This is a genomic window from Streptomyces sp. NPDC002676 (assembly GCF_053592455.1).
Genome location: NZ_JBSFVT010000008.1, coordinates 273,660 through 300,233 on the forward strand (window position 1 = coordinate 273,660; position 26,574 = coordinate 300,233).

Annotated in this window: 23 protein-coding genes, 1 pseudogene and 1 riboswitch; of the genes and pseudogenes, 11 read left to right on the forward strand and 13 right to left on the reverse strand. The window is 71.0% G+C overall.

What is annotated here, in order from left to right; genetic code table 11:
* Positions 1-47: 47 nt before the first annotated feature.
* On the forward strand, positions 48-1,625 hold the full coding sequence (locus tag ACWD3E_RS24065) for a M23 family metallopeptidase (protein ID WP_451389615.1): 1,578 nt from the start codon (positions 48-50) through the stop codon (positions 1,623-1,625).
* Positions 1,626-1,696: 71 nt separating this feature from the next.
* On the opposite strand, the gene pcrA is transcribed toward ACWD3E_RS24065, so the two are convergent.
* Positions 1,697-4,189, reverse strand: coding sequence for a DNA helicase PcrA (gene pcrA / locus ACWD3E_RS24070; protein WP_451389616.1), 2,493 nt, complete (start codon positions 4,187-4,189; stop codon positions 1,697-1,699).
* A gap of 285 nt (positions 4,190-4,474) precedes the next feature.
* Positions 4,475-4,630: riboswitch (cyclic di-AMP (ydaO/yuaA leader) on the forward strand.
* Positions 4,631-4,638: 8 nt separating this feature from the next.
* Between pcrA and ACWD3E_RS24075 the strand changes: the two genes are divergently transcribed.
* Positions 4,639-5,844 (forward strand): NlpC/P60 family protein, encoded by a 1,206-nt coding sequence (locus ACWD3E_RS24075; RefSeq protein ID WP_451389617.1) that lies wholly within the window; start codon positions 4,639-4,641, stop codon positions 5,842-5,844.
* A gap of 101 nt (positions 5,845-5,945) precedes the next feature.
* A complete protein-coding gene (locus ACWD3E_RS24080) occupies positions 5,946-6,914 on the forward strand; it encodes a tellurite resistance/C4-dicarboxylate transporter family protein (protein ID WP_451389618.1) in 969 nt (322 codons plus the stop codon).
* Between the two features lie 23 nt (positions 6,915-6,937).
* On the opposite strand, the gene ACWD3E_RS24085 is transcribed toward ACWD3E_RS24080, so the two are convergent.
* A complete protein-coding gene (locus ACWD3E_RS24085; RefSeq protein ID WP_451389619.1) occupies positions 6,938-7,297 on the reverse strand; it encodes a hypothetical protein in 360 nt (119 codons plus the stop codon).
* 417 nt (positions 7,298-7,714) lie between these two features.
* Here ACWD3E_RS24085 and ACWD3E_RS24090 point away from each other — a divergent pair, with 417 nt between their 5' ends.
* Positions 7,715-8,779, forward strand: coding sequence for an NlpC/P60 family protein (locus tag ACWD3E_RS24090; protein WP_451389620.1), 1,065 nt, complete (start codon positions 7,715-7,717; stop codon positions 8,777-8,779).
* 18 nt (positions 8,780-8,797) lie between these two features.
* On the opposite strand, the gene ACWD3E_RS24095 is transcribed toward ACWD3E_RS24090, so the two are convergent.
* Both ACWD3E_RS24095 and ACWD3E_RS24100 read right to left on the reverse strand, forming a co-directional pair.
* Entirely contained in the window at positions 8,798-9,046 is a 249-nt protein-coding gene (locus tag ACWD3E_RS24095) for a DUF397 domain-containing protein (protein WP_451389621.1), read from the reverse strand.
* Positions 9,043-9,861 carry a helix-turn-helix domain-containing protein gene (locus ACWD3E_RS24100; RefSeq protein ID WP_451389622.1) on the reverse strand — a complete coding sequence of 273 codons (819 nt, stop codon included), beginning with the start codon at positions 9,859-9,861 and terminating at the stop codon, positions 9,043-9,045. The genes ACWD3E_RS24095 and ACWD3E_RS24100 overlap by 4 nt, the downstream gene beginning before the upstream one ends.
* Positions 9,862-9,997: 136 nt before the next feature.
* Between ACWD3E_RS24100 and ACWD3E_RS24105 the strand changes: the two genes are divergently transcribed.
* Genes ACWD3E_RS24105 through ACWD3E_RS24115 form a run of 3 tightly spaced genes read left to right on the forward strand, consistent with a single transcriptional unit; the run spans position 9,998 to position 11,175 of the window.
* A complete protein-coding gene (locus ACWD3E_RS24105) occupies positions 9,998-10,447 on the forward strand; it encodes an ATP-binding protein (protein WP_451389623.1) in 450 nt (149 codons plus the stop codon).
* 54 nt (positions 10,448-10,501) lie between these two features.
* On the forward strand, positions 10,502-10,867 hold the full coding sequence (locus tag ACWD3E_RS24110) for a type II toxin-antitoxin system RelE/ParE family toxin (protein WP_451389624.1): 366 nt from the start codon (positions 10,502-10,504) through the stop codon (positions 10,865-10,867).
* Entirely contained in the window at positions 10,867-11,175 is a 309-nt protein-coding gene (locus ACWD3E_RS24115; protein WP_451355612.1) for a helix-turn-helix domain-containing protein, read from the forward strand. Before ACWD3E_RS24110 ends, ACWD3E_RS24115 begins: the two co-directional genes overlap by 1 nt.
* A gap of 71 nt (positions 11,176-11,246) precedes the next feature.
* Here the strand turns inward: ACWD3E_RS24115 and ACWD3E_RS24120 are convergent, their stop codons facing one another.
* Together ACWD3E_RS24120 and ACWD3E_RS24125 are read right to left on the reverse strand one after the other, a co-directional pair.
* On the reverse strand, positions 11,247-11,960 hold the full coding sequence (locus tag ACWD3E_RS24120; protein ID WP_451355613.1) for a LuxR C-terminal-related transcriptional regulator: 714 nt from the start codon (positions 11,958-11,960) through the stop codon (positions 11,247-11,249).
* The gene (locus ACWD3E_RS24125) at positions 11,957-13,246 is read right to left on the reverse strand and encodes an ATP-binding protein (protein ID WP_451389625.1); all 1,290 of its coding nucleotides are present in this window, start codon (positions 13,244-13,246) and stop codon (positions 11,957-11,959) included. The genes ACWD3E_RS24120 and ACWD3E_RS24125 overlap by 4 nt, the downstream gene beginning before the upstream one ends.
* Before the next feature lie 197 nt (positions 13,247-13,443).
* Here ACWD3E_RS24125 and ACWD3E_RS24130 point away from each other — a divergent pair, with 197 nt between their 5' ends.
* Positions 13,444-14,910 carry a PspC domain-containing protein gene (locus tag ACWD3E_RS24130; protein WP_451389626.1) on the forward strand — a complete coding sequence of 489 codons (1,467 nt, stop codon included), beginning with the start codon at positions 13,444-13,446 and terminating at the stop codon, positions 14,908-14,910.
* Positions 14,897-15,115: a hypothetical protein gene (locus ACWD3E_RS24135; RefSeq protein ID WP_451389627.1), complete on the forward strand. Its 219-nt coding sequence runs from the start codon at positions 14,897-14,899 to the stop codon at positions 15,113-15,115. The genes ACWD3E_RS24130 and ACWD3E_RS24135 overlap by 14 nt, the downstream gene beginning before the upstream one ends.
* Here the strand turns inward: ACWD3E_RS24135 and ACWD3E_RS24140 are convergent.
* Together ACWD3E_RS24140 and ACWD3E_RS24145 are read right to left on the reverse strand one after the other, a co-directional pair.
* Positions 15,112-15,642, reverse strand: a complete 531-nt coding sequence (locus ACWD3E_RS24140) for a DoxX family membrane protein (RefSeq protein ID WP_451355617.1) — start codon at positions 15,640-15,642, stop codon at positions 15,112-15,114. The two genes, ACWD3E_RS24135 and ACWD3E_RS24140, sit on opposite strands and share 4 nt — an antisense overlap.
* A gap of 253 nt (positions 15,643-15,895) precedes the next feature.
* Entirely contained in the window at positions 15,896-16,690 is a 795-nt protein-coding gene (locus tag ACWD3E_RS24145; protein WP_451389628.1) for a class II aldolase/adducin family protein, read from the reverse strand.
* Between the two features lie 127 nt (positions 16,691-16,817).
* Here ACWD3E_RS24145 and ACWD3E_RS24150 point away from each other — a divergent pair.
* Positions 16,818-17,042, forward strand: a pseudogene (locus tag ACWD3E_RS24150) (pyridoxamine 5'-phosphate oxidase family protein); the annotation flags it as partial.
* Positions 17,043-17,060: 18 nt separating this feature from the next.
* Here ACWD3E_RS24150 and guaA read toward each other — a convergent pair.
* On the reverse strand, positions 17,061-18,641 hold the full coding sequence (gene guaA, locus ACWD3E_RS24155) for a glutamine-hydrolyzing GMP synthase (RefSeq protein WP_451389629.1): 1,581 nt from the start codon (positions 18,639-18,641) through the stop codon (positions 17,061-17,063).
* 378 nt (positions 18,642-19,019) lie between these two features.
* Between guaA and ACWD3E_RS24160 the strand changes: the two genes are divergently transcribed.
* The gene (locus tag ACWD3E_RS24160) at positions 19,020-19,277 is read left to right on the forward strand and encodes a chorismate mutase (protein ID WP_451389630.1); all 258 of its coding nucleotides are present in this window, start codon (positions 19,020-19,022) and stop codon (positions 19,275-19,277) included.
* A gap of 681 nt (positions 19,278-19,958) precedes the next feature.
* Here ACWD3E_RS24160 and ACWD3E_RS24165 read toward each other — a convergent pair.
* The 4 genes from ACWD3E_RS24165 to ACWD3E_RS24180 form a co-directional block, all read right to left on the reverse strand.
* Positions 19,959-21,770: a GMC family oxidoreductase N-terminal domain-containing protein gene (locus tag ACWD3E_RS24165; RefSeq protein ID WP_451389631.1), complete on the reverse strand. Its 1,812-nt coding sequence runs from the start codon at positions 21,768-21,770 to the stop codon at positions 19,959-19,961.
* A 69-nt stretch (positions 21,771-21,839) separates the two neighbouring features.
* Positions 21,840-23,453, reverse strand: a complete 1,614-nt coding sequence (locus ACWD3E_RS24170; protein ID WP_451389632.1) for a succinic semialdehyde dehydrogenase — start codon at positions 23,451-23,453, stop codon at positions 21,840-21,842.
* Positions 23,454-23,580: 127 nt separating this feature from the next.
* Complete coding sequence (locus ACWD3E_RS24175; RefSeq protein ID WP_451389633.1) at positions 23,581-24,525, reverse strand: serine/threonine-protein kinase; 945 nt, start codon at positions 24,523-24,525, stop codon at positions 23,581-23,583.
* A 116-nt stretch (positions 24,526-24,641) separates the two neighbouring features.
* Positions 24,642-26,519, reverse strand: a complete 1,878-nt coding sequence (locus ACWD3E_RS24180; RefSeq protein ID WP_451389634.1) for a serine/threonine-protein kinase — start codon at positions 26,517-26,519, stop codon at positions 24,642-24,644.
* Positions 26,520-26,574 lie beyond the last annotated feature (55 nt).

The following is a 26,574-nucleotide window of genomic DNA, read 5'->3' on the forward strand; positions in this document are numbered from 1 at the left end:
GCCGCACTGCTCTGGCAGCCCCTGTCGTCGAGGCGAAAGAGAAGTTGGTGAACGACCGTCACCCGTCGGGGACCATGACACCCCCGGCCCCGGCCTCGGACGCCTCCTCCGCGACCCACGCGCCCTACGGAGCGCAGGGAGTCCACTACGGCGACCTCACCACGTACGGCGGCTACGACGCCACTGGTTTTGCCGCCGGTTCCGGACCCGCCCCGGCCTACGACGCGGATCCGCTCTTCGGCCGCCTCCCGGGCGACGCGCACGCGACCGGCTCGTACGACGCCACGCAGTGGCAGACCGGCACCGGCCAGAACCTGCACTACGACCCGTACGCGGCCCAGCACCACGCGGCCTACGACTCCGGCGTCTACGACAGCACCGCCTGGGCGGTCCCGGCGCAGGCCACGGGGAACGACATCAGCGGCCACTGGGACGCGAGCACCTGGCTCCAGCCCGGTGTGTCCGAGCAGCCCGGCGGCGCCGACCCGACCCAGCAGTGGCAGTGGGGCACCCAGACCTTCGACACGGGCGCGTACGACGCCACCCAGTGGAACGCCGACGGCCAGGCCGTGGCCGCTCACCACGAGCAGCCTGCCGAACCGTTCGACCAGCACTCCACCACCGTGTCCGAGCAGGCGCCGTACGGCGACACGGCGTACGAGGACACCGGCTTCCAGGACCCGTACTACCAAAACATCGACTTCGAGGACTCTGACGAGGACTCTGGCTTCGAGGACTCTGGCTTCGAGGACTCTGGCTTCGAGGACGACCCCGCCGAAGACGACGAGCTGTCCTCGACCGGCGAACTGCCCGCCGTGACCGGCCTGCTGGAGGACCAGGAGGAGACCGGCCCGGCCCCGGCGCCCCGCGGGGGCTCGCGTGGCGCGGGGCGGTCCCGGCGCCGTACGCCCGCCAAGCGCTCCGCGCTCCTGACCGTCGCGGTCCCCTCCGTCTGTGTCATGGGGGTCGCCGGGATCGCCGCCGCGACCGTGGGCGGCCTGACCGACGATGGCAAGGAGACCACCGCCTCCGCCCCGGACGCGCACGCGGTGCAGCCGTCGGTCGCCAACAACAAGCTGGACACCCAGCTCAGGAGCCTCTCCGCCGGCGCCGACGACTTCGCCGACCGGGCGAGCCGTACGCAGGAGCGCATCGACCTCAAGACGCAGCAGGAGCTGGAGAAGAAAAAGGCGGCGGCCGAGGCCGCGCTCAAGGAGCGGCTGCGCCCCAAGTTCGTGCTGCCGGTCCTGCAGCACGGGCTCAGCGCCTACTTCGGCCAGGCCGGCGTCAACTGGATGTCGGTGCACACGGGCATCGACTTCCCGGTGTCGTACGGCACCACGGTGATGGCCGCGACCGACGGTGTCGTCTCGACCAAGTGGAACAGCGCCTACGGCAACATGTTGATCCTGACGGCGAAGGACGGCACGGAGACCTGGTACTGCCACCTCTCCAGCTACCGCGTTGCCCCCGGCACGAGCGTCCAGGCCGGCCAGCCGATCGCCTACTCGGGCAACTCGGGCAACTCCACCGGCCCGCACCTGCACTTCGAGGTACGGCCGGCGGGCGGGGCGGCCATAGACCCCCTGCCGTGGCTGCGCAGCCACGGCCTGGACCCGACCTGAGCCCGGCCTGAAGACCGTTACGAGTGAGCCCCGCCGATATCCGGCGGGGCTCACTCGTCCACGGCTTCTTCCTACAGCTTCTCGACCGGCGCGTACCGCAGCAGCAACCGCTTCGGCTTGTCGTCGCCGAAGTCGATCGTCGCCTCCGCGTTCTTCGGGTCCGTGCCCTTGACCGCGACCACCGTGCCGAGGCCGAACTGGTCGTGGGTCACGCGGTCGCCGACGGCCAGCCCCACCACCGGCTTCTCCGTGGCGCGCCGCGTGGCGAAGCCGGACGCGCCCGCCGCCGAGGAGCGGGAGCGGGACGAGGACAGCGAGGCCGCGATGCCCGACGCGGGCCCGGAGGACACCGGCGCGGTGGCTCCCGTCCGCTTCCACTCCATGTGGGCGGGCGGGATCTCCTCCAGGAAGCGGGAGGGCGGGTTGTACGAGGGCTGGCCCCAGGCGCTGCGCATGGCCGAGCGGGTCAGGTACAGCCGCTCCCGCGCGCGCGTGATACCGACGTACGCCAGGCGCCGCTCCTCCTCCAGCTCCTTGGTCTGGCCGAGGGCGCGCATGTGCGGGAAGACGCCGTCCTCCATGCCGGTCAGGAACACGACCGGGAACTCGAGGCCCTTGGCGGTGTGCAGGGTCATCAGGGTGATGACGCCGTCGCCGTCCTCCTCGTCCGGGATCTGGTCGGAGTCGGCGACCAGGGCGACCTTCTCCAGGAAGTCGGCCAGCGTGCCCTGCTCGCCTTCCTCACGCTCCTGCTCGAACTCCAGGGCCACGGCCGCGAGTTCCTGGAGGTTCTCGATGCGGGTCTCGTCCTGCGGGTCGGTGGAGGCCTGCAACTCGGCCAGGTAGCCGGTGCGTTCGAGCACCGCCTCCAGGACGGTCGCCGGTCCGGCGCCGGACTCCACGATCGTGCGGAGGTCCTCCATCAGCGTGTTGAACCGCTTGACCGCGTTGGTGGAGCGCGCGGCCATGCCGTACGCCTCGTCCACCCGCTTCAGGGCCTGCGGGAAGCTGATCTTCTCGCGCTGGGCGAGGGCGTCGACCATCGCCTCGGCGCGCTCGCCGATGCCCCGCTTGGGCACGTTGAGGATGCGGCGCAGCGGCACCGAGTCCTCGGGGTTGGCGAGGACGCGCAGGTAGGCCAGGACGTCCCGGACCTCCTTGCGCTCGTAGAATCGGACGCCGCCGACGACCTTGTAGGGCAGGCCGACGCGGATGAAGACCTCTTCGAAGACACGGGACTGGGCGTTCGTGCGGTAGAAGACGGCGACGTCCCCGGCCTTCGCCTCGCCCGCGTCCGTGAGGCGGTCTATCTCGTCGGAGACGAACTGGGCCTCGTCGTGCTCGGTGTCGGCGACGTAGCCGGTGATGCGCGCGCCCTGGCCGGCGTTGGTCCACAGGTTCTTCGGGCGGCGGGACTCGTTGCGCTCGATGACCGCGTTGGCGGCGGACAGGATGGTCTGCGTGGAGCGGTAGTTCTGCTCCAGCAGGATCGTCGTCGCGTTCGAGTAGTCCTCCTCGAACTGGAGGATGTTGCGGATGGTCGCGCCCCGGAAGGCGTAGATCGACTGGTCCGCGTCACCCACGACGCACAGTTCGGCGGGCGGCAGCTCGTGCTCGCTCAGGGGGACGTCGACGTCTTCGGAGGCGCGGTCGCCCGTACCGACCAGCTCGCGCACGAGCGCGTACTGGGCGTGGTTGGTGTCCTGGTACTCGTCCACGAGGACGTGCCGGAAGCGGCGGCGGTAGTGCTCGGCGACGTCCGGGAAGGCGCGCAGCAGGTTGACCGTCGTCATGATCAGGTCGTCGAAGTCGAGCGCGTTCGCCTCGCGCAGCCGCGACTGGTACAGCGCGTAGGCCTGGGCGAGGGTCTTCTCGAAGCCGTCGGCGGCCTGCGCGGCGAAGTCCTCCTCGTCGATCAGCTCGTTCTTGAGGTTGCTGATCTTGGCGCTGAAGGACTTGGGCGGGAAGCGCTTGGGGTCGAGGTCCAGGTCGCGGCAGACCAGGGCCATCAGGCGCTTGCTGTCGGCGGCGTCGTAGATCGAGAACGAGGACGTGAAGCCGAGCCTCTTCGACTCGCGGCGCAGGATGCGCACGCACGCGCTGTGGAAGGTCATGACCCACATCGCGTTCGCGCGCGGGCCGACGAGCTGCTCGACGCGCTCCTTCATCTCGCCCGCGGCCTTGTTGGTGAAGGTGATCGCGAGGATCTGGCCCGGGTGTACGTTCCGCTCGGCGAGCAGGTGGGCGATGCGGTGGGTGAGCACGCGGGTCTTGCCGGAGCCGGCGCCGGCGACGATGAGCAGCGGGGAGCCGGCATGCACGACCGCGGCGCGCTGGTTCTCGTTCAGCCCCTCCAGCAGGGCCGCGGCGTCGATCGCGGGGCGCGGGGCGCCGTCGCGGTAGTACGGGTCCCGGTCCGGCGGCACGTCGAACTTCCCGCCGAACAGATCGTCCGGAAGCGGCTCCGGAGCGTGATCGTCCTCGGGCGGCGGCGGGGGCTCCTCCTCGTGCCCGCGAGGGGGCTGGAGGTCCGCCAGGAAGCTGTCGTCAAAGAGGCTGCTCATCGCTCTCCGAGTCTAGGGCGCCGGACTGACAACCGTGGGCCGCCCCGAGAACCCGCCCCCCACGGGAGGCTCCCCGCCAGGCCCCACCCGGCCTCTTCCGCCCCTCACGCTGCGGAAGCGCCCGATGACCCAGCCGTGATTTCCCGCACCTCCACCCCCGAGGTCACGAAAATGTATCGGACATACTACGCACCAACCTTCACAGAGGTCCCACGAGTTGGCTAGCGTGCGTGCGGGCCGTACGACCCCCACCGGCGAACCTCGCCGGGCCGCGCGGCCCCCGCCGAGTCCGGCGCGCCCTCGCGGCGACCGGAGCCGGGGACCCACCGACCTCTGGGGTGAATCGGCCGCCTCCCACCGGGAGGGGGCCGTAGGGCAACCCTTCCGAACGCACCCGCCCGAACCCGACAGCTAACCCGGTAGGCGGCGCATGGAAGGAGTCGCCTCCCTTGGCGTCGCACCGCAAGCCGCGCCCCGTCGGGCCCCGTACAGCAGGCCTCCGCGCCCCCGTCCTCGCCACCGCCGCACTGACCTCCGTGGCCGTACTCTCCCAGTCGGCGAACGCCTCCCCCGCCGCCGACAAGGGGAAGCCGAGCGTGGAGGAGGTACAGAAGAAGGTCGACGATCTCTACCGGCAGGCCGAGTCGGCGACCGAGAAGTACGACGCGGCCAAGGAGCGCGCCGGCAAGGAGCGCGTGCGCGTCGACAGCCTCCGTGACGATGTCGCGAAGCGCACGGAACGCCTCAACGCGGCCCGCGAGGAACTGGGCACCATAGCCGCCGCCCAGTACCGCACCGGCACCACCGTGCCGGACACGGCCACCTTCCTGCTCGCGAGCAATCCGCAGGACTACTTCGACCAGAGCCAGCTGATGCACCGGCTGACCTCGCGTCAGAAGAGCGCGGTCGACGACTTCGTCACGGAACAGACGGCGACCATGAAGAAGCGCCGGGAGGCCGCGACGAGCCTCCAGACGCTGACCAAGACGCAGGACGACCTGAAGACGGCGAAGGCCACCGTCCAGAAGAAGCTCGCTACCGCGCGTGAACTGCTGTCCAAGCTGACGGCCGAGGAGAAGGCGCGCCTGGCGGCGATCGAGAAGCAGAAGGCGGAGGAGGCTGCCCGCAAGGCGGCCGAGCTGGCGAAGCAGCAGGCGGCGCGCCAGCGAGCGGCGCAGCAGAGCACCCCGTCGCCCTCGTCTTCGCCGTCTCCGTCGCCCTCGGGCTCCTCGGACACCTCGGGCTCGTCCGGCGGATCCACCTCTTCCGGCGGTTCGACCACCTCCGGCTCCTACGACACCAAGGCCGCGGAGGCGATCGCCTTCGCCCGCGCGCAGATCGGCAAGCCGTACGTGTGGGGCGCCACGGGGCCCGGCTCCTACGACTGCTCCGGCCTCACCCAGGCCGCCTGGCGGGCCGCCGGCGTCAGCCTCCCGCGCACCACCTGGGACCAGGTCAACGTGGGCACCACGGTCTCCCTCGCCGACGCCCGCCCCGGCGACCTGATCTTCTTCTACGACGACATCAGCCACGTCGGCCTCTACATAGGCAACGGCATGATGATCCACGCCCCCAAGCCGGGCGCGTACGTCCGCGAGGAGTCGGTCTACTACGGCGGCACATCGATCATCCACAGCGTGGTGCGGCCGGCGTAGGAGCCTGACCGGCACAGGAGCGTGGCGCGACCGGCTCAGGGCGTGGCGCACGCCCGCGTGCCCCGCCCTGAAGAGCCGCGTCCCTCTCTAGCATCGGGCGCATGTTCCGCCTCTCCTCCCTGCGTGCCTGGTCGGCGCGGCGTTCGCCTGCGGCCGGGACCGCGGTGATGGCCACCGGGATCGTGTCGGTGGGGCTGCATCTCACGGGCGACGAGGGGCTGTCCCAGGTCTTCCTGGGGCTGACCTGCGTTGCCTGGCTGGGGCTGGGCGCGGAGTTCGTCGTACGGCTGGCGGGGCAGCGGCGGCGCTGGCTGGCCGAGGCCGGAAGTCCCGGGGCGCTCACCGCCGTGGCCGCGACGTCCGTCCTGGGCACCCGGCTCTCCACGCTCGGCCGGCAGACCCTGGCCGAGGCGCTGCTCGCGCTGGCGGCGCTGCTCTGGCCCGTGCTGCTCGTTCTCGTCGTACGGCGCTGGGAGCGGCGCATGCCGGGAGCGGTGTTCCTGTGTTGTGTGGCCACACAGGGGCTCGCCGTACTGGGGGCCACGCTGGCCGCGGCCGAGGCGACGGCGTGGCTCGCGCACGCCGCGCTGGTGATGTTCTTCCTGGGGCTGGTGCTCTACGGCGTCGCCCTGGCCCGGTTCGAGTCGCGGCAGGTGCTGGAAGGGGCCGGGGACCACTGGATCGCGGGCGGGGCGCTCGCCATCTCGGCGCTGGCCGGGGCGAAGCTGCTCTCCGCCGACAGTGCCCGGCTGTACCTGTGGAACGTCGACGACCGGGGGACGCTGCGTACGCTGACGGTCGCCCTGCTCGTGCTGGATGTGGCCTGGTACCTCGTGCTGCTGGCGGCCGAACTGGTCCGGCCGCGCCCGGGCTACGACGTACGGCGGTGGGCGACCGTGTTCCCGATGGGAATGACGGCGGCGGCGACGGTGGCCGTCGCCGCCGCGCTGGACGTTCCATGGCTGAAGGGGCCGGGGCGGGTCCTGACGTGGGTGGCGGTGGCCGCCTGGCTCGCGGTCGCCGCCGGCGCGGTGCCGACGGCTCGCGCCGCCGTCAGGCCCGGGCGCTGAGCGTCAGGCCGAGAGCGCCGAACTCAGGTCCACAGCACGGCGATGAAGATGTTCGTCATGGTCAGCAGGCCGACCAGCCCGAAGATGTTCTTGTCGATCTCCTCCTCGTCACGCTTCACGTAGACCAGCCCGAGGATCACGACGAGCAGAGCGAGCTTCAAGCCGATCTTGAGGAAGTTGAGGTCGTGGCCGTCGTCGTCGGCCCGGTGGAGGCCGACCAGGATCACACCGGTGGCCAGCATCGTCAGCGCGCCGTGCAGCATCCCGGGCACGAACCGTGCCGTGCCCTGGCCTATGGCCTTGATCTGGGTGATGAATCCGCCCAGCAGCGCCGCGATGCCGATGATGTGCAAGGCGACGAATATGTGGATGAGTACGTCCATGAGGCCGGAGCCTAATCAGGGCGCACCCGCGGGGCGTCCCCGGGGCACCCGCCCCCCATCCATGCTCTTGCGTATACGCGCCCCATAGCACCCCACCGCTTCCGGAGCCCCGGCATTCCTCGCTTCGGTCACCACGCTGCGCGAAGGCGACGGCTCCGAACCGGGAGCGCGGTCGCATACGGTCACATCCCGGCCCGTCAGGGCCAGTTCCGTACACCGCGTTACCAACCCGTCACCGTCCGGCCTAGCGTCCTCCCCCAGGTGACCGGCTTCCCACGCCGCCCGGCCAGGGGCGACAGTCGGCCACCCCCGCCGAGAAAGGTCCGGCGGCGGCCCGATCCCCCCGTGCGGGCCGCCGCCGGACGTACCGACCGCTCCTCGGCCGCACGAGGCGTACGAAAGGACGTGACGGTCCAGGTGGCAGCGCACCGCAAGCCCCGACAACGCTCACTCAGTGGCGGTACGGCCCGCACGGCCGTCACGCTCGCCATGGCGGGCGCGGCCACCGCGACGGGCTTCGACGCAACGGGACACGCCGCACCGCAGCTGACTCCCACGCAGGTGAAAGCCAAGGTGGACAAGCTGTACGAGGAGGCGGAGGCCGCCACCGAGAAGTACGACGGCGCCAAGGAGAAGGCGGACGCGGCCCAGCGGCGGCTGAACTCGCTGCGCGACGAGGTCGCCCGCAAGCAGCAGGGGCTCAACTCGGCCCGGGACGCGCTCGGTTCGATCGCGGCGGCCCAGTACCGCGACGGCGGCATCGACCCCGCCTGGCAGCTGGCACTGTCCAGCGACCCGGACCGGTATCTGGACGGGGCCGCGTTCGCGGAGCGGGCCGGCCACCGGCAGGCCGCCGCCGTCTCCGGGGTGCGTGAACAACTGCGGGAGATCAAGCAGTTGCACAGCGCCGCCAGGACCGAGCTGACGTCGCTCCGCTCCCGGCAGGCGGAGCTGAAGCGGCAGAAGAAGACCATCACCGGCAAGCTGGCCGAGGCACGGCGGCTACTGACGCGGCTCACCCCGCGCGAGCGCGCGCAGCTCACCGGCGCCGACGGCACCACCGCACACGCCTCACGGTCGGCCCCGGACACCCGGGAGGCGCCGGTGCGTACGGGCTCCGCCGCGGCCCCCGACTCCCGCGCTGCGGCGGCCGTCGCGTACGCCTACGGCAAGCTCGGCAGCCCCTACGTGTGGGGCGCGACCGGCCCGAACGCCTTCGACTGCTCGGGCCTGGTCCAGGCCGCCTACCGCTCCGCCGGCGTCTCCCTGCCGCGCACCACGTACGCCCAGATCAACGCCGGCCGGCGCGTCTCCCGCTCCCAACTCCAGCCCGGGGACCTGGTGTTCTTCTACTCCGGGATCAGCCACGTCGGCATCTACGTGGGCGACGGCCAGATGATCCACGCCCCGAACCCGTCGGCCCCGGTCCGGCTGGCCCCGGTCGACCTGATGCCGTTCGCGGGGGCGACGCGAGTGGCGTGAGCGCATATGGCTCGGGGCTCAGACCTCGCGGGCTGCGTAGGTGACGAAGGCGGCCCAGGCGTCTGCGGGCACCCCGAAGCGGGGGCTTCGAGCGCCGAGCTTCGAGTCGCGGACGTGGATGGCGTGGGGGCAAGCGGCGACTTCGAGGCAGGCGTCCTCGGCTTCACTGCTGTAGCTGGACTTGCGCCAGGTGTAGGCGACTTCTAGGCATTCGCCGCCCTGGTCGTCGCTGTAGCTGGACTTGAACCACGATAGTCCGGCGCTCATAGCTCCTCCGCCACCCTCCTGATGAACCGAGCAGACTCTGCGACGTTAAGCGCCTGCATGCGGATCATGCCATGACGCTGCGTCATGGCATTGAGCTTGTCCGCATCTGCGTACAGCACTCCAGTCTCCTGCCCCTCGACGTAGGCGTACTGCTCATGCTCCTTGGTCTCTACGAGGACCAGCGGGCCACCGAGCGCCACAGGGGGTGCCGAAGCGAACGGCAAGACCTGGATGGACACATTCCGCGGCACCCCCACTTCCAATAGGTGGCCGAGCTGCCTGCGCATGACCTGCTGCTTACCGACCACCGCACGTAGTGCAGCCTCATGGATCACGAAGCTGAAGTGCGCCAGGGGCTTCCTGGTCAAGATCTCTTGGCGCTTCAACCGAGCCGCGATGCGCTCCTCAATCGTCTCCTCATCAAGCGGTGGGCAACTGTTGCTAATCAGCTCGTTGGCGTACTCCTTGGTCTGCAACAAACCGGGAATCAGCATCGCCGCGTACGAGTAGAGCGTGATCGCCTCATCCTCCACTGGCACATACTGCTGCGTACGCTGCGGAAACGGCTCAGGCTTCAGGAACTCGTGTGCAGCCACCAACTTGCCGCGCGCCCCGCACAACTGATCCGCGACCTGCAGCAGCCGGAGCGTCGGCCGCCGCCTCCCGCACTCCATCGACTTGACGTACTCGTAGTCGTACCCGGCCTGGTCAGCCAGAGCCTGGCGGCTGACCCCCGCCTCCTCCCGCCACAACTTGACCTGGCCACCGCAGTACCGCCAGTTCTGCTGCGCCTGCTGGGAGTCCCCCGAAGCCACGCGCCCACCCGCCTCCCGCTGACACACCGTGTACAAGCACGCTGTGTACCCGTTCCGTTACTCCCGAGGCTACGCGCGAACCACCAGCCTGGGCTGGCCAAATGACGGAGAACCACACGCAAGGAACGAACCGCGCATGCCGACGCCGCCCACGACCCCCGGGCTCCCCAAGGACATCGAGTGGCGCCTCCCCCGCCACGCGCGCAGCGTGAGCCGGGCCCGGACCCTCCTCCGCGAACAGGCCACCTCCTGGAAACTCCCGGACGAGGTGACGGAGACGGCGGTACTGCTGCTCAGCGAACTGATGACGAACGCCTACCGTCACGCGAAGGGCTCCCCGGGCCGCGAGATCTGGACCCGGGCCATTCTGGAGACAGACCGCCTCCGCGTGTCGGTGGCGGACGCGAACGACCGTCTGCCAACTCCGCGGGAAGCATCAGCCCACGACGAGACCGGCCGGGGCCTGCACCTGGTGGCAGCGCTGGCCGACGACTGGGGCGCGGAGCCCCGCACCTGCGGCATCGGCAAGACGGTCTGGTTCGAAATCTCGACCAAGCCCGCTGACACCCATGGGGACATGCAGTGACGCAACACGTCGGACGACGTTGGACACCCCGGAAACAACAAGGGGTGGAGCCGAGTGTGTGAGCTGTATCGCTTCGAAATCGAGCCCGAGGTGCGCAGATGGCTAGAGGGCCTCGACGACCACGAGTTCAAGCGCGTCGACGAGGTCGTCGGGCTTCTGGCAGAGATGGGTCCCGGCCTCGGCGGGCCGTGGTCCGATCACCTTGAGGGACCGGTACGAGAGCTGCGACTCCGCTTCCGGGACATCGCTCCACGCATCACGTACTGGTTCGCCCCGAACCGGACCATCGTGCTCCTGACCGTCTTCCGGAAAACGAGGCAACACGACCAGGCCCAGATCGACCGAGCCGTGAGTGCCCAGAAGCTCTGCGAAAACGAGCATCATGGAGTGGCGACCGACACGTACACGAGGGAGGCGTGATGGCTGGCGAACACGTTCGCTGGGCACCGTCAGGTGCCGAGACCGACGACCCGGAACGGATCGCCATCCGGGAGGCACTGGCCTTCGGCAAGGCACTGTACGACCGCCGGACAGCCCTGGGACTGACCTCGGTGGAACTGGCCGAACGGGCCGGGATGACCCAGGACGACATCGAATGCATCGAGGAAGGCGGAACCACGCCAACCATCGGCCTGCTGCGCACTCTGGCCGCTGCCCTTGACTCCGATGTCCGGCTCACGGCAGGGCACGATCTTGGGTCCCTGTGGTTCGAGGCCCACGCCGCATAGTCCTGGCGTGGGTCTCTCGGACCGGCGGTCACTCAGCCCCTGTCTGGGTTTCCGGAGTTCGCAAGGGGCGGTCAGACCAGCCGGCGCGCGGTCGCCCAGCGGGTCAGTTCGTGGCGGTTGGAGAGCTGGAGCTTGCGCAGCACCGCCGAGACGTGGGACTCGACCGTCTTCACCGAGATGAACAGCTGCTTGGCGATCTCCTTGTAGGCGTAGCCCCGGGCGATCAGGCGCAGCACCTCGCGTTCGCGCTGGGTGAGGCGGTCCAGGTCCTCGTCCACCGGCGGGGCGTCGGTGGAGGCGAAGGCGTCCAGGACGAAGCCGGCCAGGCGCGGGGAGAAGACGGCGTCGCCCTCCTGGACACGGAAGATCGAGTCGACCAGGTCGGTGCCGGTGATGGTCTTGGTGACGTAGCCGCGGGCGCCGCCGCGGATCACGCCGATCACGTCCTCCGCCGCGTCCGACACGGACAGCGCGAGGAAGCGCACGGGCCGCTCGGTGTCCGCCATCAGCGCCGCGCACCGGCGCAGCACCTCGACCCCGCCGCCGCCCGGCAGATGGACGTCGAGGAGGACCACCTCGGGCCGGGTCGCGGTGATGACGGTGACCGCTTGGTCGACGTCACCGGCCTCGCCGACCACCTCGACACCGGTCTCGGCGGTCCGGCCGATCTCGGCCTGGACACCGGCGCGGAACATACGGTGGTCGTCCACGAGCACCACCCGCACATGCCGGCCGCCCGTCTCCGCCGTGCCGTTCGTGCCGTTCGCCTCGGTCGCGTCGCTCATGACGTCTTCTCCGCCCTCTCCATCTCCAGCTCGACCTCCGTACCACCGCCCGGCACCGACCGCAGCCGTGCCGTGCCGCCGTTGCGTTCCATGCGGCCGATGATCGATTCTCTAACGCCCATGCGGTCGGCGGGTATCGAGTCGGGGTCGAAGCCCGGACCGCGGTCGCGCACGGAGACAAAGACAGTCCTGCCCTCGACTTCCGCATAGACCTGTACGGCACCGCCCTCGCCACCGTACTTGGCGGCGTTCACCATCGCTTCGCGCGCGGCCTGCATCTGTGCGCCGGTCCTCTCGTCCAGCGGGCAGTCGCCGACCACGACGACCTCGATGGGCACGCCGTGCTTGTCCTCGACCTCGGCGGCGTTGCGCCGGACCGCCTCGGCGACGGTGTCCGGCTCGTCGGCCTCGTCCTTGCCCGTCCCCTCCGGCTTGTACAGCCAGGTGCGCAGGTCGCGCTCCTGGGCGCGGGCCAGGCGGCGGACCTCGTTGGCGTTGTCGGCGTTGCGCTGGATCAGGGTGAGGGTGTGCAGCACCGAGTCGTGGACGTGGGCGGCGACCTCGGCGCGCTCCTGGGCGCGGATGCGCATCAGGCGTTCCTCGGAGAGGTCCTGCGTCATGCGGACGAGGTAGGGACCCGCGAGCAGCGTGATGCCGACGAGCACGGCGAGCGCGGCCTGGAGGACCGCGCCGAGGTGGGCGGCCGACCCCTGCAGCCAGAACATGGCGGAGACGCCCGCCGTGACGAGCAGGACGCCGACGCCGGCGCGCAGCAGCGTGAGCGTGTGGCGCTTGCGCCCGACCTCGACCCAGCGGGCCCGGCGGGCGTTGTCCGCCTGCCGCCAGACCAGGGCGACACCGGCCGCGACGAGGACGATGGGCACCAGATACACCCTGGCGGCGCCGCCGAGGTTGACGCTGCTCACGAAGACCACGGACACGATGACCATGAGGAGCAGCGCGACGAGCTGTCCCTTGTCCGGCTTGCGCGCCACGAGCTTCCGGCGGCCGTCCGGCGCGGTCTCGGTGCCCACCAGCGAGTGCTTCTCCGCGCCGACACCGCCGACGCCGAGCGGGACGAAGAACCAGAACGCCGCGTACAGCAGCGCGCCGAAGCCATGGGCCATGAACAGACCGACGAAGACGAGCCGCACCCAGATCACGGGCAGCCCGAGATGCCCGGCGAGGCCCCGCGCCACTCCCCCCAACCAGCGTCCGTCGCTGCTGCGGTAGAGCTTGCGCGGTGGCCGCGGGTCGTCGAGTGGCAGTGCTGCGGCTTCCGGCATGCCATCGATGGTCACATGGCCGGCGATGCCGGGCATCAGGGTCTGCCCTAAGACTCCCCTGATCTTCCTCGGGGGCACCCGGCCCGGCCGGTCTTCGCTCGTCGAACGCTTCCCGGTCCCGTCTCAGGGCCGATTTCAGGGTTCGCCCAGGGTCGTCCCGACTGCCGTCGCGGCGGCCGGGCCGTCACCATGGACGCATGACGGATCACGAGCACGCCGCGACGGGTCCGGGACCCGGCACCGGCCCGCGCCCGGCCCCGGGCACCGGACCGACGGATGCCGGGCCCGCCGCGACGGGAAAGACGGGAGCGGCCGGCACGAGCAGCGACACCGACGCGACATCAGGCACCGACAAGCAGGCGCGGGAACGGGAACAGCAGGACGCCGCCGAGGCCCCCGACCGGTTCCGGCGCGACCGCCGGCACAAGATGATCGCAGGCGTGTGCGCGGGACTCGGGCGGCAGACCGACATGGACCCGGTGATCTTCCGGATCACCCTGGCCGTGCTGTCCGCGACCGGCGGCCTGGGCCTCATCTTCTACGGGTTCGCCTGGCTCGTCATTCCGTACGAGGACGAGGAGGAGAACGAGGTCCGCAAGCTGCTGACGGGCCGGGTCGACGGTCAGGCGCTGGCCGCCGTGCTGTTCGCCCTCGTCGGCTGCGGGGTGTTCCTGACGATGCTGAGAAACGGCGGCGTGCTGACCTTCGCCGTCGCGCTCTCCCTGCTGCTGGCCGGTGCCGGGTACTGGTCCCGGCGGCGCGGCGCCGCCGAGGCGGACCCGCTGGCGGCGCAGGCCGCCGCCGACGCCCCGCCGGAGGCGCAGGCACCACCGGTCTTCACCGGCTACCCCTCCTGGTGGCGGGACCCGATCGTCAAGGACGGCACCCATTTCGGCGGCACCGGCTATCTGTGGGGCCCCGGCGACACCCGCGACCGGGACGTGGTCTCGGCCCTCGACGTCGGCATCGCCACCCCCTGGACGCACCACGGGTCCACACGGCCGCCGGGCACCACGCCCCCGAGACCGCGCGGCCCGCGCTGGATCGGCGGCTGGGTGTTCCTGCTGGCCCTGGTGGCGGGCGGCCTGGGCACCGGGCTGACGTGGGACACGCGTCCGCTGGGCACCAGCCTGCAGATGGGCCTGGCCTGTGCGCTCGCGGCCTTCGGGCTGGGCATCACGGTCAGCTCGTTCCTGGGGCGTACGGGCGCCGGGTCGGTGTTCCTGGCGCTCGTCACGGCGGTGCTGCTCGCCGGGTCGGCGGCTCTGCCCAGGGACATCACGACGCACTGGATACACACATCCTGGAAGCCCGCGACGGCGGCGGACGTACGGTCCGCGTACGAACTCGGCACCGGCGACGGCACCCTGGACCTGGCCGGTCTGCACCTCGCCAAGGGGCAGTCCCTCGCAACGGACGCCCGGGTGGGCGCGGGGCGGCTGAAGCTGATCGTGCCGGCGGACGCGACCGTCCGGATGAACATCGACGTGGGGCTGGGCGACGTCCGGTTGCCGGGCCAGAGCAGAAAGGACGTGGACGTGCAGCCTGGCCGGCACAGAACGGTGACGCTGTCACCGGTCAAGGGTGGCAAGGACGCGGGCACCCTGGACGTCGATCTCGAGGTCGGACTGGGACGCGTGGAGGTGAGCCGTGCTGCGTCATGAGTTCCAGCCCGGGAAGCTGGTCGCCGGGCTCTCCCTGACCGCCACCGCCGCCGTCTTCGCCGGAGCCGCGGGCGGCCTGTGGGAGACATCGTGGGTCGTGGCCGTGCCGCTGGTCGTGGGCGGCCTCTTGCTGGCCGGTGTCACGGCCGCCGTGGCCCGGGGCATACGCAGACGACGCGGCGCCCAGGAGGCCCCGGGCGGCTAGCGGTAGCCGCCCGTCCGCTGTCGGCGCCGGGCTCGCCAGGCCGCGTCGACGGAGAGGTAGGGCGCGCCGGCGAGGACGAGGGGCAGCCAGGCCATCAGGTAGGCGAGGTCATTGCCGTAGTAGTAGGGGGTGCTGGTCCAGCTCACGGTGAGCCACAGGCTGAGGGAGATCAGCGCGCCGCCGAGCGCGGCCAGGCGGCCGAGGAGTCCGAGCAGGGTCCCGATGCCGACGACCAGTTCGCCCAGGGCGATGGCGTATCCGAAGCCGACCGGGCTCTTCAGGGCCAGGTCGACCAGGGCCGGGATGGCGGCGGTGTCGCGGACCGAACGCATCGTCTCGCCGATGGAGCCGGCACCGCCGGACTTCATGAAGGCGCTGTCGGTGAGCTTGTCCAGGCCGGCGTAGATGAAGGTGACGCCGAGGAAGACGCGGAGAGGAAGGAGAGCGTAGTGGGCGGCGCTGTCCCGCCAGTCGCGGCGACCGTGGACATGACCGGTGTGCGTGTCCGTCCGAATACTGTGAGTCATCGCTCGTAACCGCCTCTCGCCGCCGTGCCAGGGCCCTCACCCGACGATACGTACGACGAGCGGGGTCGGTTCAATCCTCGCCCATACTCTCCCGGCCGGTTCTGTGAAGCGTCTTTACGGGGTCTCGCTGCACGGATCCCGCCGACCCGCCGTTCGCGTTCGCTCCGCCGTTCGCGTCTACTCCGTCACCTGGACGATGCACCGGTTGCCGGCCGCCCCGGCGGCGGTGGCCACCTGGATCTCCACCGGTGCGCTAACTGAGCAGATCCGGTTCGCTGCGGCTGATGTCCTGCCACAGCGGCTGGTAGTTGATCCACGCCACCAGGTCGCCGCCGAGCTGTTCGCGGGTGGCCACGGCCTGCTTGTGGTCGATGAGGACCGGGCGGCCGGCGGCCTTCGCCATCAGCTGCACCTGGCAGGACCGCTCCATCGACAGGAACCACCAGGCCGCCGCGTCCACCGAGTCGCCGACCGTGAGCAGCCCGTGGTTGCGCAGCACGAGCGCCTTGCGGGAGCCGAGCGCGGTCGCGATGCGGCGGCCCTCTTCGGCGTCGACGGTGACGCCGGTGTAGGCGTCGTAGAGCGCGTGGTCCTCGTAGAAGGCGCAGCTCTCCTGGGTGATCGGGTCGAGGAGGTCGCCGAGCGCGGACAGGGCCCGGCCGTGCACGGAGTGGCAGTGGGCGACGGCGACGACGTCGGGGCGGGCCGCGTGCACCTGGACGTGCACGGTGAAGGCGGCCTGGTTGACGTGGTAGCGGCCCTCGACGACCTGGCCGTCCTGGTTGGCGAGGACGAGGTCGCCGACGGTGACGTGCTTGAACGGCATCCCGAACGGGTTGACCCAGAAGCAGTCGGTGAACTCCGGGTCGCGTGCGGTGATGTGCCCCGACACCCCGTCCTCGAATCCTTTCCGACCGAAGATCCGCAGGGCACCCGCAAGGCGTTCCTTGCGGTGCCGGCGTTCGTCCTCGACCGAGTCGTGCATCGGCGGCATGGCGAACTGCAGCTGGTCGGTGGGCAGCGGCAGCGGCGGGGTGGGTCCGTGCATACGTACTCCAGCGCTGAGTTTGCTTTACGGCCGGAAGTTACCGCCGGTCAGCGCAAAAGGGCAGAGCTGTGCTGTAAAGATGACGTACGCATCGAATACCCGACAGAGGCTGTCCGGTTTGCCCGTGACGTCGGCGACCGGCGGGGACGTACGGATCAGCGGGCGGGCGTACGAGGTCGGGGACGGCGCGGTCAAGGCCGCGTACGTCGAAGAGGTGGAACCGCCGCAGCCGTTCCACCTCTTCCGCACCGAGCTGACGGAGGTCGTGCGGACCTACGTCGAGGACGACAAGTACCTCGTCGCCCAGGTCTGGAAGCCCGGAGAGCCGGTGCGCGCTCTCAGGCGGACATGACCTTCACAGCGGGCGGGACTACTCCCACTCGATGGTGCCCGGCGGCTTCGAGGTCACGTCGAGGACGACCCGGTTGACGTCCCGGACCTCGTTCGTGATGCGGGTCGAGATGCGGGCGAGGACTTCGTAGGGCAGCCGGGACCAGTCGGCGGTCATGGCGTCCTCGGAGGACACCGGGCGCAGCACGATCGGGTGGCCGTAGGTGCGGCCGTCGCCCTGGACGCCGACGGAGCGGACGTCCGCGAGCAGGACCACCGGGCACTGCCAGATGTCGCGGTCCAGGCCGGCCGCGGTCAGCTCCTCGCGGGCGATGGCGTCGGCGTCGCGGAGGAGGTCCAGACGCTCCTTCGTCACCTCGCCGACGATGCGGATGCCGAGGCCCGGGCCCGGGAACGGCTGGCGCTGGACGATCTCCTCCGGCAGGCCCAGCTCCTGGCCGACCATGCGGACCTCGTCCTTGAACAGCTTCCGGAGCGGCTCGATGAGCTTGAACTCGAGGTCCTCGGGGAGGCCGCCGACGTTGTGGTGGGACTTGATGTTGGCGGTGCCGGTGCCGCCGCCGGACTCGACCACGTCGGGGTAGAGCGTGCCCTGGACGAGGAACTCGACCGCCGGGCCCTCGTCGGCGATGATCTCGGCCTGCGCCTGCTCGAAGACGCGGATGAACTCGCGGCCGATGATCTTCCGCTTCTCCTCGGGGTCCGAGACGCCCTTGAGGGCGGTCAGGAAGCGCTCCTCGGCGTCGACGACGACCAGCTTGACGCCGGTCGCGGCCACGAAGTCCTTCTCGACCTGCTCGGTCTCGCCCTTGCGCATCAGGCCGTGGTCGACGTACACGCAGGTCAGCTGGTCGCCGATGGCGCGGGCCACGAGGGCGGCGGCGACGGCGGAGTCCACGCCGCCGGACAGGCCGCAGATCGCGCGCTTGTCACCGACCTGCTCGCGGATCGCGGCGACCTGCTCCTCGATCACGTTGCCGGTCGTCCAGTTCGGCTGCAGGCCCGCACCGCGGTACAGGAAGTGCTCCAGCACCTGCTGGCCGTACGTGGAGTGCATCACCTCGGGGTGGTGCTGGACGCCGTAGAGCTTCTTCTCGTCGTTCTCGAACGCGGCGACCGGGACGAGGTCCGTGGACGCGGTGACGGTGAAGCCCTCGGGGGCGGCGGAGCAGGCGTCGCCGTGCGACATCCACACGTGCTGCTCGGCCGGGGTGCCCTCGAAGAGGGTGGAGGAGGTGCGGGAGACGTGCAGGTCGGTACGGCCGTACTCGCGGGCGCCGTTGTTGTCGACGGTGCCGCCGAGGCTCTGCGCCATCAGCTGGAAGCCGTAGCACATGCCGAAGACGGGGACGCCGGCCTCGAAGATCGCGCGGTCCAGGCGGGGGGCGCCCTCCTCGTACACGGACGAGGGGCCGCCGGAGAGGATGATCGCCGCGGGGTTCTTGGCGAGCATCTCCGCGACCGGCATGGTGCTGGGCACGATCTCGCTGTAGACCCGCGCCTCGCGGACGCGACGGGCGATGAGCTGGGCGTACTGCGCGCCGAAGTCGACGACCAGGACGGTGTCGGGGGTGGCGGCAGTGGGAGTCGCTGATGACACGGGGTGCCTTCCGGCGGTTGGGCGGGGTCTTGTGCTTAACGATTCTACCTAGGCGGCCGTGGTTGACCTGGCCGTCGTTCTGGGGCTCCGCCCCCGGCCCCCCGGGCCTGTGCCCATCCACCACCCGACTCGGTCGGCCGAGAAGTGCGGCTGATCGGCGCGGTGAGGCGGGAGTGTCCATGGCATACTGGCCGCATGCTCCAGCACTCGACCTTCGTCTTTACCTATGGCACCCGGCCCGCCGGCTGCCATGGTCGTGCTGCTTGAGCCAACCGCCAAGCGACTTCCCAGGCGCCCCGGGCCGACAAGGCCCGGGGCGCCTGTCGTTTTCCGGGACCTGTCGTACCGAGGCACTCACCTCCCGAGGAGCCCGGAACCATGACCACCATCACCCCGGAACAGACCATCGCCGAGGCCCGCGAGCGCATCGACTCGCTCGACGACCGGATCATCGGCCTCATCCAGGAGCGGATGGCCGTCTCCACCGTCGTCCAGCAGACCCGCATCGCCTCCGGCGGCCGGCGCGTGCACCTCACCCGCGAGATGCAGATCCTCGGCCGCTACCGGGACGCCCTGGGCAAGCCGGGCACGTCCCTCGCGATGACGCTCCTGGAACTGTGCCGGGGCCGCATCTGAAGGTCGCATCCGAGTTCGGTCGAGCTCTCACCCGTACGGCGCGTGACCGGCCCGCGGACCGCTTCGTTGAGCGGGATGTCCGTGCCAGCCAGGGGCGGGCCCGACAGAACCACGCGTGGCTCACTGGAGCGTGAGGCGTACGGGTCGTGCCGTGCGCCGTGGGACCTCGCTCCAGGTAAGTGACCGGACGGCAGGGGACAGCAGCCCGGTCACCCAAGAGAACGGTCGGCTCCGGGGACGCCCGGGGCCGATCGGCGGTACACCGCACACAGGCACCCGTGCCAGGCACCCCCACGGGGCACACACAGAGCACACAGAGCAAGCGGCGCAACCCCCGGCGCCGCACCCAGGCACCGGCGCTGCTCTGACGTCGGTGCTGACGGAAGAAGGGCCCCGCGGCTCACTCCCGCGGGGCCCTTCGGCGTGCCCATGCGCAGTCACACCCATCTGCATGCGACCCGGCCTCTACATGCGACTCATGCCCCTACATGCGACTCAAGCCTCTACATGTCACTCAAGTCTCTACATGTGACTCACGCCACACAGCATTTCGGTGCCTGCCCGCAACCCTTCGGGCCGTCCGTTGATCCAACCTCGTACCGGATCAAGCAGACGGTAGATGGCAAGAACCGAGGGACCTGCGTTCGGAGGGGGATGCAGGTCCCTCACTGCTGCGCCCGGCTACTTCTTCGGCGGTACCGCCGGCATCCCCAGGAACGGCAGCCGCAGTGCGCCGAAGGCCTCCGCCGGGACCGCGGGGTGCTGTGGCTCCACCGGCTTCAGGCGCTCGTACACCGCTCCGGACGCCGGGCGCGGGTCCGCCTCGCCCTTGTTCGGCCAGTACGACATGGCCCGCTCGGCCTGCGCGGTGATCGTCAGGGACGGGTTCACACCCAGGTTCGCCGAGACCGCCGCGCCGTCCACCACCGAGATGCCGGGGTGGCCGTACAGGCGGTGGTACGGGTCGATCACACCGGTCTCCGCGGAATCGCCGATGGGGCAGCCGCCCAGGAAGTGCGCGGTGAGCGGGGTGCCCATCAGCTCGCCGACGTTGCTGCCCGCGAAGCCGTTGATCTCCTCGGCGATGGCGGTGGCGGCGTCGGTGCCGGCCTTGATCTGCATGGGGTTCGGGGCGCCGTGGCCCTGCCGCGCGGTCAGCAGGCCCTTGCCGAGGCCGCCGGGCTTCAGGTACGTCGTCAGCGAGTTGTCCAGCGACTGCATGACCAGGCCGATGATGGTCCGCTCCGACCAGCGCCGGTTGGACAGGGAGCGCAGGACCAGCATCGGGTGCCGGACCGCGCTCGCCAGGAAGCCCAGGAGGCGCGAGGAGCCCTCCGCGTACGGCACCTGGAGGACGGTCAGACCGCCCATCGAGTTGGACCCCTTGCCGTAGCGGACCGGCTCGATGTGGGTGTTCTCGTCCGGGTGGACGGAGGACGTGATGGCCACGCCCTGCGTGAAGTCGACCTTCGGCGCGCCGTGCGCCTTGCGGTAGCGGCGGTTGTCGGTCTGCGCGCCCACCAGCGCCTCGGAGTTGGTGCGGGTGAGATCGCCCAGGCGGGCGGAGAGGTACGGCAGCTGGCCGCCGGCCTTCATGCGGTGCAGCAGCGTCTGCGTGCCGTAGGTGCCGGCCGCCAGGACGATCCTGCGTGCGGTGAAGATCCGGCCCTTGCCCTTCTTCTTCTGGTCGGTCGGCAGGGTCGCCACCGCGTACCCGCCCCGCGAGTCGTCCGTGACGGAGACGACCGTGGTCATGGGGTGGACCACCGCGCCCGCCTTCTCGGCGAGGTACAGGTAGTTCTCGTTGAGCGTGTTCTTCGCGCCGTGCCGGCAGCCGGTCATGCACTCGCCGCACTCGGTGCACGCCTTGCGCGCGGGCCCCGCCCCGCCGAAGTACGGGTCGGCGACCTCCCCGCCCGGCCGGACCTTCGACTTGCCGTCGGCGTCCTCGCCGTCGCCGAAGAACACCCCGACCGGCGCCATGTGGAAGGTGTCGCCGAAGCCCATCCGCTGGGCCGCCGCCTTCAGGTGCACGTCGGAGGGGGTCATGGTCGGGTTGAGTCGTACGCCGAGCATGCGCTGCGCCTGGTCGTAGTACGGCTTCAGCTCTTCGTGCCAGTCGGTGATGTCCCGCCACTGCGGGTCCTCGAAGAAGGGCTTCGGCGGTACGTAGAGGGTGTTGGCGTAGTTGAGCGAGCCGCCGCCGACGCCCGCGCCCGCCAGCACCATGACGTTGCCCAGCAGGTGGATGCGCTGGATGCCGTACATGCCGAGCTTGGGGGCCCAGAGGTAGTTCTTCAGGTCCCAGGAGTTCTTGGGCAGGCTGTCGCGGGTGAAGCGGCGGCCGGCTTCCAGAACGCCCACCTTGTAGCCCTTCTCGGTCAGGCGCAGGGCGGACACGGAACCGCCGAACCCCGACCCGACCACGATGACGTCGTAGTCATAGTCGTACTCGCCCTCGTCCCGGGCCTGGACAGACTTCTCCTGCGACACGTGCTCTCCTTGTCGGGAACGGGCTTGGCTGAAAACGAAGTTGAGTCGAACGGGCGGGAACGGGGTCGTCTAGCGGAACCGGAAGGCCTTCATGAGCCGGAGGCTGCGGCTCATGAACCGGGCGTAGCTCTCGTCGTCCATGCCCAGCGAAGGCGCCATCGGCAGCAGCGTCTGCCGGGCCACCGTCTGGGCCTCGGTGTACTTGAGGATGCCCTCGGAGCCGTGGCGGCGGCCGAGCCCGGAGTCCTTCATGCCGCCCATCGGGGACTGCGCGCTGCCGTAGGCGGGCGCGTAGCCCTCGTTGACGTTGACCGTGCCGGTGCGCAGCCGGGCGGAGATGTCCAGGCCACGACGGGGGCTCTTGGTCCACACGGACGCGTTCAGGCCGTACGGCGTGGCGTTGGCGCGCTCGACCGCCTCGTCGTCGGTCTTGAAGCGGTAGACGGAGACGACCGGTCCGAAGGTCTCCTCCTCGCAGACGGCCATGGAGTCCTCGACGCCGTCGAGGATGGTCGGCTCGAAGAAGTACGGGCCGATGTCGGGGCGGGCCACACCACCGGCGACGACCTTCGCGCCCTTCGCGACCGCCTCCTCCACGTGCCGTGCGACGGTCTTCAGCTGGCGTTCGCCGACCAGCGAGCCCATGTCGGCGCCGTAGGCGAGGGAGTTGCCGAGGCGCATGGCCCTGGTGCGGGCGGCGAAGCGCTCCAGGAAGGCGTCGGCGACGGACTCGTGGACGTACAGCCGCTCGATGGAGATGCAGAGCTGCCCTGCGGAGGAGAAGCAGGCGCGGACGGCACCGGCGGCGGCCTTCTCGACGTCGGCGTCGTCGAGCACCAGCATGGCGTTCTTGCCGCCGAGTTCGAGGGACACGCCGACCAGGCGGGCGGCGGCGCCCTGGGCGACCTCGCGGCCGGTGCGGGTGGAGCCGGTGAAGGAGACGTAGTCGGCGTGCCGGACGACCTCCGGGCCGATGACCGGGCCCTCGCCGAGCACGACCTGGAACACGCCCTCGGGCAGGCCGGCCTCGATGAGCAGGTCGCGCGCCCACAGCGCGGTGAGGCAGGTCTCCGTGTCCGGCTTCATCACGACCGCGTTGCCGGCGACGAAGGCGGGCAACGCGTCGCCGACCGACAGCTCCAGCGGGTAGTTCCAGGGGGCGATCTGGCCCACGACACCACGCGGGTGGCGCAGTTCGGTGACCTTCGTCAGCGTCGGTATGGCGCCGGTGTGCCGCTTCGGCCGGAGGTAGGCGGCGGCCCTGCGGCCGTAGTGGCGGGCGGCGACGGCGACGGCCTGCACCTCCTCGTGCGCGTGCAGCCGGGCCTTGCCGGTCTCCAGCTGGACGAGGTCGAGGACCTCCGCCTGCCGCTCCAGCAGCAGGTCGTGGAAGCGCAGGAGCACCGCGGCCCGCTGCCGTACCGGGGTCTTCTCCCACACGGACTGCGCCGCGCGGGCGGCCTGGAACGCCCGGAGGACGTCCTCGGGGGTGGACTCGGGCAGGTCGGCCAGCTTCTCGCCGGTGAACGGGGTGTGGTTGGCCGTACGGCCGGAACCGACGACTCCCTTGGTGAGCTGTGCCACCAGTTCCGGGGTGACCACGTCGGCGGCGGTGCGGGCACCCTGCGGGGCGGGCGCGAGCGGGTTGGTGCCGGTGCTGTCCTTGGCCTGCGAGTCCGTCATGACGCGCAGGGTATGCCGGAGCGGAGACTTTGTGTACCCGGCGGTAACGGGGATTCACGGAGTGCTCACATGACGCCAGCGATCACTGGCGGCAAATGCGCTGATCAGGGCGTTGTCAGGGAGACGATCACTCGGTTCCGGTGATTTCCGACGCGACCCCGGGCTTTCTCGCCAGGAGGAGGCCCAGCGCTGCGAGCGGGGTGCGGCGGCGGGGCTGCGGGGCGGGGTCCGGGGCGGGACCGGCTTCAGGTGCGGGGGCCGGGGGCAGGCGCCGTTCGCGTACCGGCTCCGGTGCCGACGGGGTGCCGTAGAAGCCCGCCTCCACGGCGGTGATGCCGAGGTAGTCGGCGAGCGCCGCCGCGACCTCCTCGGCGTGCGGCCGTTCCTCGGGGAGCGGTGCGCGCAGCCGGGCGAGCAGCGGCGCCAGCGGGCCGGTGTCCGCGTCGCCCGTGGCCGCGTCGAGCAGCGCGCCCAGCGACCACAGGTCGGAGGCGGGGCCTGCGCCGCGTCCCGTGGCCCGTTCCGGGGCGACGAATCCGGCGGGGGCGTCCTCGGCGTGGCCGTCCCCGATCCCGAAGTCGGTGACGACGACCCGCCCGGTGCCGGACTCGATCAGGACGTTGGCGGGCTTGATGTCGCGGTGCACGATCCCCACGGCGTGCGCGGCCCTGAGCGCCCCGAGGACGGCGAGCCCGACGCGGGCGGCCTCGGCGGGCGTAAGGGGGCCGCGCCGGACGGCCTCCCGCAGCGACTCTCCCTCGACCAACTCCATGATGATCCAGGGGAGTCCGTCGTCCTCGATGACGATGTCGTGCAGCGTGACGGCCGAGGGGTGCCGCACCCGGGCGGCGGCCCGCGCCTCCGTGCAGAGCCGGTGTGCGAGCCGTCGGCTCTCCTCGTCGTCGGCCGGATCGCCGGGCAGCGCAGGCTCCTTGACGGCGACGTACCCCTGGCCCTGTTCGTCCCGGGCGCGCCACACGGTTCCGGTCGGCCCGGACCCGATGCGTGCGACGAGCCGGAAGCGCCCGCCGATCAGACGTCCGTCGGCCCGGTGTTCGCCGTCTGAAGTCATGTCACATGAGTATCGTGCGCACCGCGTCGTTGTCGAAGCGGCAGGTAGAACTTACGACTTGGCGGGCTGCCCATGTCGCGCCGAGTGCGCGGACATCCAGCGTGGGCACAAACCGGTCACCGACCCGTGGCCGAGAACGTGTCCACAGCCACGTCGAAGTACTCCCGGGCCTCGCGCACCTTCCCGACCGGCGCCGACACCCACACGTCGTACAACCGCCCCTTCTCTTCCCAGCAGATGTCGTAGGTGTGGCGCGGGCCCTCCGCCGTGCTGAAGCCGTTCCAGCTGAACTCCCAGAGCGCGGCGGGGTGTCCGGCGTGCGTGGTCCGGGTGACCCGACCGTCGTGGTAACCGGGGTTCGTGCTCGGCCCGTCGGCCGCAGCCCGGTTCATCACCGCCGTCGGGCCGCCCTCTTCGGGTTCGGCGACCCTGATGCCGAGGCGGAAGGTCTCGCCGGAGGACAGGTAGAAGATGCGCTCGCCCTGCGGGCTGCGCTTGAAGTCCTCCGGTACGGCGAGGGTGAAGCCGGCCGGGTCCTGGGCGGTGCGGTAACCCGAGGGCGCCGTGTGCGAGTCGGCCACGTGCGAGGGGCCGGTCACTCCGGGAGGCCGGGGTGTGGTGGCTGTCGGGTACGGCGACGCGCTCGAACTGGTGCGTGTCGCGGGGCTCGTGGCCGTACCGCCCGGCGCGCCACCGCCCCCGTGTCCGCCGCGGTCCATCAGCAGCACCGCCCCCGACACGCCCGCCCCGGCGAGAGCGGCGACGAGCAGCGCCGCGAGCAGCACGGCACGGGTGGACGACCGGGCCGGGGCGGACCCGGGCGCGTCGGGCTGCCGCACGCCTGTGCCGGTGCCGGCGTGCGGTACGTCCCGCTCGGTCGGGGTGTACGGCGTCGGCGTCGGCGAAGACGCCGAGGGCACGTCGGACTCGGTCGCACGGCTGTCGCTACCGGCCGGCGCGGAATGCGTCGCGGAATCCGGCACTGCGCGGTCGTCGTCCGGCACCACGGGATGCGCCGAACTCTCCCCGCCCGCACCGGACTCCGGCGTACGCCCCCCGCCGCTTCCCGCCCTGTGTGTGCGCCCCACGCCGATCCTGTGGATCCGCCCTGTGCCGTGTGTTCCCGAGGAACCCGCGCCGCCGCCCGGCGCCGGTGGCGTCCGCCCGGTCTCCAGGTACGCCCGCAGCATCCGCTCGGCGTCCGCCGCGCCCAGCCGCTGGTCGGGATCGCGCTCCAGCAGGCCCCGTACGACGGGCAGCAGCGGCGCGGCCTGCGCGGGTGGCCGGATATCGGCGGCGACGACGGCGTGCAGGATGCCGCCGAGCGAGTCGCGCCGGAACGGCGACTCGCCGCTGAGCGCGGTGCACAGCAGGGCGCCCAGCGACCACAGGTCGGACTCGGGCCCGGTCCTGGTGCCGGACATCCGCTCCGGGGCGGTGTATTCAGGCGAGCCGACGAAGGAGCCCGTCTCGGTGAGCGTCGTTGCGCCCGCAACCTGTGCGATCCCGAAGTCGGTGAGCACGACCCGGTCGGTGCCGGACTCGATCAGGACGTTCGCGGGCTTGATGTCCCGGTGCAGTACGCCCGCCTCGTGCGCGGTGTGCAGCGCGCCCAGCAGGGCGATGCCGATCCGGGCGGCCTCCGCGGCGTCGACCGGACCGAGCGTGGCGATCCGGTCGGCGAGCGAGCTTCCCTCGATCAACTCCATGACCAGGTAAGGCCGTTCGTCCTGCTCCACGACATCGTGGACGACGATGATGTTCGGATGCCGCAACTGGGCGACCGCCCGCGCCTCGCGGAAGGTACGGTCACGGCGGCGGCGGGTGTCGTCGCCGGGGAGCGAGTCGTCCGCAAGGAGTTCCTTGACCGCGACCAGGCGGCCCAGCACCTGGTCTCTCGCCCGCCACACGACGCCCATGCCGCCGCGCCCGATACGCGCCTCAAGGCGGTAACGGCCCGCGATCACACGGATGTCGGCGCCCTCGGTCCCCATACGCCCCATCATGCCGCACCGGACCCATCCGCTCCGGCACGGTGATCGGCCAAGA

What these genes read in the sequence shown, in the direction of transcription:
- pcrA (WP_451389616.1), bottom strand. Translation starts at nt 4,189, where the DNA reads ATGAGCAGCCTCTTTGACGACAGCTTCCTGGCGGACCTCCAGCCCCCT.
- ACWD3E_RS24080 (WP_451389618.1), top strand. Translation starts at nt 5,946, where the DNA reads ATGTTCCGCCTCTCCTCCCTGCGTGCCTGGTCGGCGCGGCGTTCGCCT.
- ACWD3E_RS24085 (WP_451389619.1), bottom strand. Translation starts at nt 7,297, where the DNA reads ATGGACGTACTCATCCACATATTCGTCGCCTTGCACATCATCGGCATC.
- ACWD3E_RS24095 (WP_451389621.1), bottom strand. Translation starts at nt 9,046, where the DNA reads ATGAGCGCCGGACTATCGTGGTTCAAGTCCAGCTACAGCGACGACCAG.
- ACWD3E_RS24105 (WP_451389623.1), top strand. Translation starts at nt 9,998, where the DNA reads ATGCCGACGCCGCCCACGACCCCCGGGCTCCCCAAGGACATCGAGTGG.
- ACWD3E_RS24115 (WP_451355612.1), top strand. Translation starts at nt 10,867, where the DNA reads ATGGCTGGCGAACACGTTCGCTGGGCACCGTCAGGTGCCGAGACCGAC.
- ACWD3E_RS24120 (WP_451355613.1), bottom strand. Translation starts at nt 11,960, where the DNA reads ATGAGCGACGCGACCGAGGCGAACGGCACGAACGGCACGGCGGAGACG.
- ACWD3E_RS24125 (WP_451389625.1), bottom strand. Translation starts at nt 13,246, where the DNA reads ATGCCGGAAGCCGCAGCACTGCCACTCGACGACCCGCGGCCACCGCGC.
- ACWD3E_RS24130 (WP_451389626.1), top strand. Translation starts at nt 13,444, where the DNA reads ATGACGGATCACGAGCACGCCGCGACGGGTCCGGGACCCGGCACCGGC.
- ACWD3E_RS24140 (WP_451355617.1), bottom strand. Translation starts at nt 15,642, where the DNA reads ATGACTCACAGTATTCGGACGGACACGCACACCGGTCATGTCCACGGT.
- ACWD3E_RS24145 (WP_451389628.1), bottom strand. Translation starts at nt 16,690, where the DNA reads ATGCACGGACCCACCCCGCCGCTGCCGCTGCCCACCGACCAGCTGCAG.
- ACWD3E_RS24160 (WP_451389630.1), top strand. Translation starts at nt 19,020, where the DNA reads ATGACCACCATCACCCCGGAACAGACCATCGCCGAGGCCCGCGAGCGC.
- ACWD3E_RS24170 (WP_451389632.1), bottom strand. Translation starts at nt 23,453, where the DNA reads ATGACGGACTCGCAGGCCAAGGACAGCACCGGCACCAACCCGCTCGCG.
- ACWD3E_RS24175 (WP_451389633.1), bottom strand. Translation starts at nt 24,525, where the DNA reads ATGACTTCAGACGGCGAACACCGGGCCGACGGACGTCTGATCGGCGGG.
- ACWD3E_RS24180 (WP_451389634.1), bottom strand. Translation starts at nt 26,519, where the DNA reads ATGGGGACCGAGGGCGCCGACATCCGTGTGATCGCGGGCCGTTACCGC.